Origin of the sequence: Wenzhouxiangella indolica, from assembly GCF_042310355.1 — a bacterium.
Classification (GTDB): Bacteria; Pseudomonadota; Gammaproteobacteria; order Xanthomonadales; family Wenzhouxiangellaceae; genus Wenzhouxiangella.
Genome location: NZ_JBHJMR010000030.1, coordinates 1 through 7,206, shown reverse-complemented (window position 1 = coordinate 7,206; position 7,206 = coordinate 1). Strand labels below are relative to the sequence as shown.

The 7,206-nt window shown below is 65.8% G+C and carries 9 protein-coding genes and 1 pseudogene; 4 read left to right on the top strand and 6 right to left on the bottom strand.

What is annotated here, in order from left to right:
- Positions 1-184 precede the first annotated feature (184 nt).
- Both ACDC67_RS15820 and ACDC67_RS15815 read right to left on the bottom strand, forming a co-directional pair.
- Entirely contained in the window at positions 185-838 is a 654-nt protein-coding gene (locus tag ACDC67_RS15820; protein ID WP_376694602.1) for a rhomboid family intramembrane serine protease, read from the bottom strand.
- On the bottom strand, positions 835-1,308 hold the full coding sequence (locus ACDC67_RS15815) for a c-type cytochrome (protein ID WP_376694601.1): 474 nt from the start codon (positions 1,306-1,308) through the stop codon (positions 835-837). Before ACDC67_RS15815 ends, ACDC67_RS15820 begins: the two co-directional genes overlap by 4 nt.
- Before the next feature lie 28 nt (positions 1,309-1,336).
- Between ACDC67_RS15815 and ACDC67_RS15810 the strand changes: the two genes are divergently transcribed.
- Together ACDC67_RS15810 and ACDC67_RS15805 are read left to right on the top strand one after the other, a co-directional pair.
- Positions 1,337-1,936 (top strand): LOG family protein, encoded by a 600-nt coding sequence (locus ACDC67_RS15810; RefSeq protein ID WP_376694600.1) that lies wholly within the window; start codon positions 1,337-1,339, stop codon positions 1,934-1,936.
- A complete protein-coding gene (locus ACDC67_RS15805; protein WP_376694599.1) occupies positions 1,933-2,772 on the top strand; it encodes a BPSS1780 family membrane protein in 840 nt (279 codons plus the stop codon). Before ACDC67_RS15810 ends, ACDC67_RS15805 begins: the two co-directional genes overlap by 4 nt.
- Here the strand turns inward: ACDC67_RS15805 and tatC are convergent.
- The 4 genes and pseudogenes from tatC to ACDC67_RS15785 all read right to left on the bottom strand — a co-directional run.
- A pseudogene (gene tatC / locus ACDC67_RS15800) lies at positions 2,772-3,530 on the bottom strand (twin-arginine translocase subunit TatC); the annotation flags it as partial. The gene ACDC67_RS15805 and the pseudogene tatC sit on opposite strands and share 1 nt — an antisense overlap.
- Positions 3,505-3,768: a Sec-independent protein translocase protein TatB gene (tatB, locus tag ACDC67_RS15795; RefSeq protein WP_376694598.1), complete on the bottom strand. Its 264-nt coding sequence runs from the start codon at positions 3,766-3,768 to the stop codon at positions 3,505-3,507. The pseudogene tatC and the gene tatB, both read right to left, overlap by 26 nt.
- A gap of 3 nt (positions 3,769-3,771) precedes the next feature.
- A complete protein-coding gene (gene tatA, locus ACDC67_RS15790; protein ID WP_376694597.1) occupies positions 3,772-4,002 on the bottom strand; it encodes a twin-arginine translocase TatA/TatE family subunit in 231 nt (76 codons plus the stop codon).
- 57 nt (positions 4,003-4,059) lie between these two features.
- Entirely contained in the window at positions 4,060-4,983 is a 924-nt protein-coding gene (locus ACDC67_RS15785; RefSeq protein WP_376694596.1) for an NHL repeat-containing protein, read from the bottom strand.
- A 172-nt stretch (positions 4,984-5,155) separates the two neighbouring features.
- On the opposite strand from ACDC67_RS15785, the gene hemH reads away from it, so the two are divergent.
- Positions 5,156-6,295 carry a ferrochelatase gene (gene hemH / locus ACDC67_RS15780; protein ID WP_376694595.1) on the top strand — a complete coding sequence of 380 codons (1,140 nt, stop codon included), beginning with the start codon at positions 5,156-5,158 and terminating at the stop codon, positions 6,293-6,295.
- Positions 6,282-7,028 (top strand): SGNH/GDSL hydrolase family protein, encoded by a 747-nt coding sequence (locus ACDC67_RS15775; protein ID WP_376694594.1) that lies wholly within the window; start codon positions 6,282-6,284, stop codon positions 7,026-7,028. Before hemH ends, ACDC67_RS15775 begins: the two co-directional genes overlap by 14 nt.
- Positions 7,029-7,206 lie beyond the last annotated feature (178 nt).

Genomic DNA, 7,206 nt, shown 5'->3' with positions numbered 1-7,206 from the left:
AACACCCCCCCACCCCCCCCCCCCCCCCCCGCCCGCGCCCCCCCCCCCCCGACCGGGAGCGCCGTACAAGCCCGATCGCGGCGTTGGCGCTCTTGCAAAGGGCCACCACCCTTCCCGGCGAGCGCCGCCTTGCGCTCGGGCTTGTACGGCGCTCTATAAGTTACAAGATGAGTGACGGGGTACACTAACGCAAGCGGCTGCGGCGGCTGCCCCAGTACAGAATCAGCCCGAAGCCGAACAGCATACCGCCCAGGTGCGCGAAATGCGCCACACCCGGCATGGTACCGGTCATGCCGAAGAACAGCGTCAACAAGCCGTAGCCCACCACGAAGTACTTGGCCTTCATCGGAATGGGCGGAATCAGAAGCATGATGGTGCTGTTGGGAAACATCAGGCCGTAGGCCAGCAGCAGACCGAACACCGCACCCGATGCACCGATGGTGGGATAGACATCGCCGCTGATCGCGGCCACGGCCAGCTGGATCACGGCCGCACCCACCAGGCACACGAAATAGTAGACGACGAACCGGCGCGCACCCCAGACGCGCTCGACCGGAAGGCCGAACATGTAGAGCGCGAACATGTTGAAGAACAGGTGCGCCAGGCCGCCATGCAGAAAGCCGTAGCTGATCAGCTGCCACGGCGCGAAGCCGGTCGACATCGTGCCGCCGTCGGCAAAACGGATCAAATCCGGCGTCGAGACCGGCCACAGGGCGAACAGCCTTATGACATCGGTCATCGCCGTCATCTGCACGAAGTAAATCACCACCGTGATGCCGAGCAGGATCATGGAGACCGGTGGATTGCCCTGTTGCCGGGACGGAAACGGTTGATTCATGGCAGCTCCTCGAGCAGGCGTTCCAGGCCTTCGCGGCCCTCGGGCACCGGCCGGCCGGCAAGCGCGGACCTCAAGCCGGCCACGTCGGCGGCGGTCCAGTCCGGAGCGTCCTCCGCCCAGTTCAGTTTGACGTAGGCCACGATGTCGGCCACCCGGGCATCGTCGATGTGCTGCATGGGCGGCATGTAACCCGCATAGACCCGGCCCGACACCTCGATCTCGCCACGCAGGCCCAGCAGCACGATGGCGGTCAGGGCTTCCGGCGGCAGGGCCATCCACTCGGAACCGGCCAGCGGCGGAAAGGCGGGCGGACGCCCCTGTCCCTGCATGCCGTGGCAGCCGGCACAGTGACGGCCGAAGGCTGCTTCTCCGGGCGACTGCGCCTGGTCGGGGCCGTCGCTGCCGCCGCAACCCGCCAACATCGACAGGAGCAGCACCGCGGCGGCCAGCGACTGTTTACAATGAAGCATATTCGGCAACTTTCGCATTCTTCCATTCATGTCTATCAAGAGCGTCACGGTTTACGCCGCATCCAGCCAGGCCCTCGAGCGCGTCTACATCGATGCGGCCGAACGCCTGGGTCGAACACTCGGCTCGGCCGGCCTCCGAGTCGTTTACGGCGGCGGCAGTACCGGACTGATGGGCGCCATGGCGGACGGCGCCCTTGCCGAAGGCGCAGAGGTCCTGGGCATCATCCCCGAGTTTCTCACGCGTGTCGAGCGCGGACACCAAGGCCTGCACAAACTCGAAGTGGTTTCGGACATGCGTGTTCGCAAGGCCCGCATGCTCGAGGAATGCGATGCGGTCATCGCCCTGCCCGGCGGCTGCGGCACCTTCGAGGAGCTGTTCGAGGCCATGACGCTCAAGCGACTCGGACAATTTCTCGGGCCGATCGTGCTGGTCAATACCAGTGGCTACTACGACCGCCTGCTCGACTTCCTGGGGTACGCCGTGTCCGAAAACTTCATGAACCGCACGCACCTGGAACAATGGCAGACCGTCGCGGAACCCGAGGAGGTGCCGGGCGCCTTGCGCGAGGCGGTCTCCTGGTCGGCTCGCGAAGCGCTCGCATCGGCCGCGGTCAAGAGCCCGTCATGAGCGCGCCCAGGCACGCCCGAGCGGGCTTCTCGGCCGGATTGCGCTGGCTGCCGACTGCCGCCGAGTTGCTCTTTTCCGCATTTGGACCGTTCGCCGGCCTGGCCGCCCTGTGGCTGCTGGTATCGATGATCGCCGTCATCCCGGTCATCGGCCAACTGGCGATGATGCTGATCACCCCGCTGTTGACCGCCGGCGCCATCACCGCCTTCGCCCAGGTCTCGTCCGGACGCCGCCCGGCGCCGACCATGCTGTTCGCGGCGTGGGGGCGCCCCGACCTGCGCAAGCGCCTGCTGGCGCTGGGCGCGTTCGGCATACTCGGTAGCCTGCTAGCCCTGCTGGTGCTGTCGAGCTGGCTCAGCGGCCAGGTCACGGCCGAACAGATCCAGGCCGCCCAGCAAACGCCCGAGGCCATGGCCGAAATGCTCGACCAGCTCTCGCTGGGGCCGATGCCGCTGGTCGCCGCCGGCATCATGGCCGGGGTGATGGCCGCCATGTACTTCGCCATCCCGCTGGTCATGTTTCACGATATCGGCGCCGCCGGCGCGCTGGCGGCCAGCTTGCGTGCAACGGTCGCCAACTGGGCGGGCTTTCTCGCTTTCGGCCTGGTGGTGATCGCGATGGTCGTCGCCCTCGGCTTCGTATTCGGCATCGTCATGATGACCCTGGGCCTGGCGATGGGAAGCGCCGGTCAGATGATCGCCCAAGTGCTATTCATGCTCGCGGCCATGTTCGTCCAGCTGCTGATGGCCGGCAGCCAATGGGTCGCGTTTCGCGCCGTGTTCGGGTCACCCGGCGGCGACGACGGTCAGGAAGCGGACAATCAGCTGTTGGCTTGATCGTCCGACGCTTGCGCATCGCGGGGTCGGCGGACCAGCACTCGCGCGGCGATGATGCCCAGCTCGTAGAGCAGCAAGACCGGCAGCGCCAGCAGGGTCTGCGAGATCATGTCGGGCGGTGTCAGCAGCATCGCGACCGTGAAGGCACCCACGACGACGTAACCGCGCATCCGGCCCAGCGCCGCGGGCGTGGTGATTCCCAGCGCCACGAGGATGATCGTCGCCACCGGCACCTGGAAGGCCAGGCCGAACGCCAGAAAGAGCGTCAGCACGAAATCGAGGTAGCGGTTGATGTCGGTCATCATCGCCACGCCCTCGGGCGCCATCGAGGCGAAGAAAGCGAACACGACCGGGAACACGACGAAATAGGCAAACGCGCAGCCGGCATAGAACAGGCCCACGGCCATGCCCAACAGGGGCCTTGCAAGCCGCTGCTCGTGGCGGTAAAGGCCCGGGGCGACAAAAGCCCAGAGCTGGTAGAGAACATAGGGCATGGCGATGAGAATCGCCAGGATCAAGACCAGCTTGAAGGGCGTGAGAAAGGGCGACGCCACGTCGATGGCGATCATGCTCGCCCCTTCGGGCAGGTGACGCACCAGGGGCTCGGCCAGCACGCTGTAGATCTTGCGGGCAAACGGCGCCAGGACCAGGACGACGAGCACGATCGAGACCACCGCCCGCAACAGGCGGCCGCGCAGTTCGACCAGATGATCGAGCAGCGACAGCTCGGGATCAGTCCGCGTCGTCTCTTCGCTCATGCTGGGCCTGCTCGGCGGCTTCGGGCGCTTTCGCGGCCTGCTCGGACTCGAGAATGCGCCGATTGTGATCGCGATCCATCTCTTCCTGGAACTCGGACTTGAGGCTGACCCAGGCCGAGCGGGCGTGACGTGTCCAGCGGCCGACCGTTCGCGCCACTTCCGGCAAGCGACGCGGCCCGACCACCAGGAGCAAGATCAGGGCCAGCAACAGCAGTTCGCTGATGCCCACGCCACCCACGAATCACTGCTCCCGTCTGGAAGTCGGCTCGCCCTTGTCCCGCGAGTCCGCTTCGGTCTCATCCTTCGAGGCGGCGGAATCGTCTTCGTCGTTGTCGCCCACGCCCTTGCGAAACTCGCGAATGGCGCCGCCGAGATCGCTGCCGATATTCCGAATACGCTTGGTGCCGAAGATGAGCAGCACGATGACGAGTACGACCAGGAGCTGGGTCCAACCAATGTTGCCGATTCCCATGCGCTAGACCTCTAGATTGCGGGCCCGGATTGGCCCTGGGGGAAAGCCTTCAGTTTATCAGCTTGCCGTCAGCCGGCGAAGCGGGACGGCCGCAACCGCCATCACGAGCAGAACGAAAAAGCCCAGGGCGGGCATGGACAGCGCCGGCACCGCCGAGGCCTGGGGCGGCGTTCCGCGGCTGCAATCACCCGTCGGGGCGATCGCCAGGGATTCGATTCCGACGATGGTTTCGGCCACGAGCGTTGCCTCACCGCTTGCCGGATCGATGCGCAGGATCTCGCTGGGCAGCTCGGAGGAAGAGTTGGACACCCGATTGCGATCGGTAATGGCCCACAAGGTACCGTCCTCGTCCGCCGCCAGACCGGCCTGGTTGTAAGGGCTTGCCTGGTCGCCCAGTGGCCCGATCAATTCGGCCGCGGGTGCGTCCGGATCGATGCGATAGAGATTGGGGGTCAGTTCGTTGCCGTTGCCGTCGGTTCCCAGCCCGATTCCATAGATCGTGCTTCCGATGGCGGCCATGTCGACGATCGGCACGCCGAGGCCGCCAAGCGACTCGAGCTCCCCGGTTTCGACATCGGCGAGAAAGAGCGACTCTTCGCCCGCCGACGAGACCAGCAGCCGACCTTCGCAGGTGAAGGTCATGCCGAAATCCATGTTGACCCCCGTCGGCACGCCCATGTTGCGGGCTGCTCCACCGACGGGAATGGCATTGCCGGATTCGGTCCCAATGCGGACCAGGGTGTTTTCGCTGTCGTCGGCGCCGTACAAGCGGCCCTCGGAATCAAAGGCCAGGCCTTCGATGTCGATAAAATCGCCCTGGCCGGTCCAGCCGACATAGGTTTCGGCACCCGTGGCGAGATCGATGCGCCAAAGTGCGAACACCCGGCTGCTATCCTGGAAATTGCCGCGTGAATTGATCGAGTAGCCGACCGGCTGCGCCCACGCCGACACGCTGGCCGCCAGAATAACGACCAGAACCACACTTCTCCAGCACAGAGGCGTGGACACGCGCATCGCTTGTTGTTTTCCTTTTACTCCGACGGGGCACATCATAGCAGAATTGTCCAGAATCCCCCAGTAGCGGGCCATTAGATCACTGTGCTCACGCCCGCGTCAGTACAATCGGGGATCCATGAGCCAATCAGGAGAACCCATGTCCGGTTCCCGAGATCGACTGGTCGATACCATCGACGCCACCCGCCAGGTCAACGCGCACCGGGAAGCCGCCCGCGCAGCCGTATTGATGGTCAATCTCGGCACGCCCGAGGCACCCACGGCCAAGGCGCTGCGACCCTATTTACGCCAGTTCCTGTCCGACCGGCGCGTGATCGAGGTGCCCAGGCCGATCTGGTGGTTCATCCTCAACGGCTTCATCGTGCCGTTTCGCTCACCCAAGTCGGCCGAGGCCTATGCCCGGGTCTGGACCGAACACGGCTCACCCCTGCTGGTCGAAAGCCGCAAGCTCGCGCACAAGCTCGAAGCCGAGCTGCAGAGCGATCTGCCGCGGATCAAGGTCATGCTGGCGATGAGCTACGGCCAGCCGGACATCGACTCGGCCATCGACAGACTGCGGCGCGAGAACATCCAGCGCCTGCTGGTACTGCCGATGTATCCGCAGTATTCGGCGACGACCACGGCATCGGTTTTCGACCAGGTGACCAATTCCCTGCAGCGTCTGCGCTGGCTGCCCGAAGTGCGCTTCATCAACGACTTCCACCACGAAGAGAGCTGGCAGGCCGCCGTGGCCGACGCCATCGGGCGCTTCCGCGCCGAGCGCGAAAAGCCCGACAAGCTGCTGTTTTCCTTCCACGGCATCCCCAGGAAGAACTTGCTCGCCGGAGATCCCTACTATTGCCAGTGCCAGGCGAGCGCGCGCGCGATCGCGGACAGGCTCGGGCTGGCCGGGGAGGAGTGGATGGTCACTTTCCAGTCCCGCCTGGGCCGCGCCGAATGGCTCAAGCCCTACACCGACAAGACGCTGGAGAAACTGGCGAAAGAAGGCGTCAAGAAACTCCAGGTGGTCTGCCCGGGCTTTTCGATCGACTGCCTCGAAACGCTCGACGAGATCGCGGTGGAAGGCCGAGAGGAATTCATCGAAGCCGGCGGCGAGTCGCTCGAATACATCCCCTGCCTCAATGATTCTCCCCAACACGTCAAAGTGCTCTCGAACCTGTGTCGCCGCCATGGCCAGGGCTGGGTGGAATTCGATGGTGGACGCGATGTCGGCGAATCCCGACTGCAGGCCCGTGTAGAGCGGGCCGCCGCGGCCGCCGAGCAGCTTGGTCTCGCCTAGCCGTCTGCGGCTGCTCCAGGCTGCGGCCACGCTCACGCTGGCCGGCGCGCCGCTGTATTGGCTGCAGGGCCGGTGGCTGCGCGGGCGCGTCCCGCGCCTCGACGAGGCGCCCGGCGATCGCTCGGGCAATCTGGCAGGCAGCGAACCGACCATCCGCATTGCCGGCCTCGGGGAGTCGCCCATGGCCGCCGTCGGGTTGGCCGACCAGTCCGAGGGCGTCATGCCGCGCCTGGCCGCGGAACTGGCCGCGATCTCCGGGCGGCAGGTCGAATGGCGGGCAGCGGCCCGCAGCGGCGCCACCGCGAATTTCGCCCGCGAGAAACTGCTGCCGCTACTCGACACCGGACCGACCCATATCGCCGTCATCGCCCTGGGCGTCAACGACTGCCTGCGGCAGCGCTCGGCGCGCGCCTGGCACGGCGAACTGGCACGATTGCTCGACGCCGTTTGCAGCCGCCTCGATCCGGACCGGATCGTGCTGGCCGGCATTCCCCCGATGCAGCATTTTCCGGCGCTGCCGCGCCCCCTCTCGACCATGCTCGGGCTGCGCGCGGCGCTGCTCGACGCCGTCACCGGGCGCTTGGCCGGATGCCGGCCGGGGCTGCTGCATGCACCGATGGATTTCGTCGAGCGCCCTGACGATCTGTTCTGCCGCGACGGCTTTCACCCCAACGCCCGGGCCCAGGTGCTGTGGGCCCGACAGTTGGCGGAGACCGTCACCTCTTCCTGGTGAACCACCGCTGGTGGTGGCGAGGGGCTGGGTGGCGAGGGGCTGGGTGGCGAGGGGCTGGGCTGGCGCCACCGGGCGGTGTGGTGGCCTCGACAAGTCAAAGGCGTTTCGCCCGCCTGCTTCGCAGGCTGATGGCGAGTACCTTTTTTCCAAAGCGAAAAAAGGCACCAAAAATCGCTTT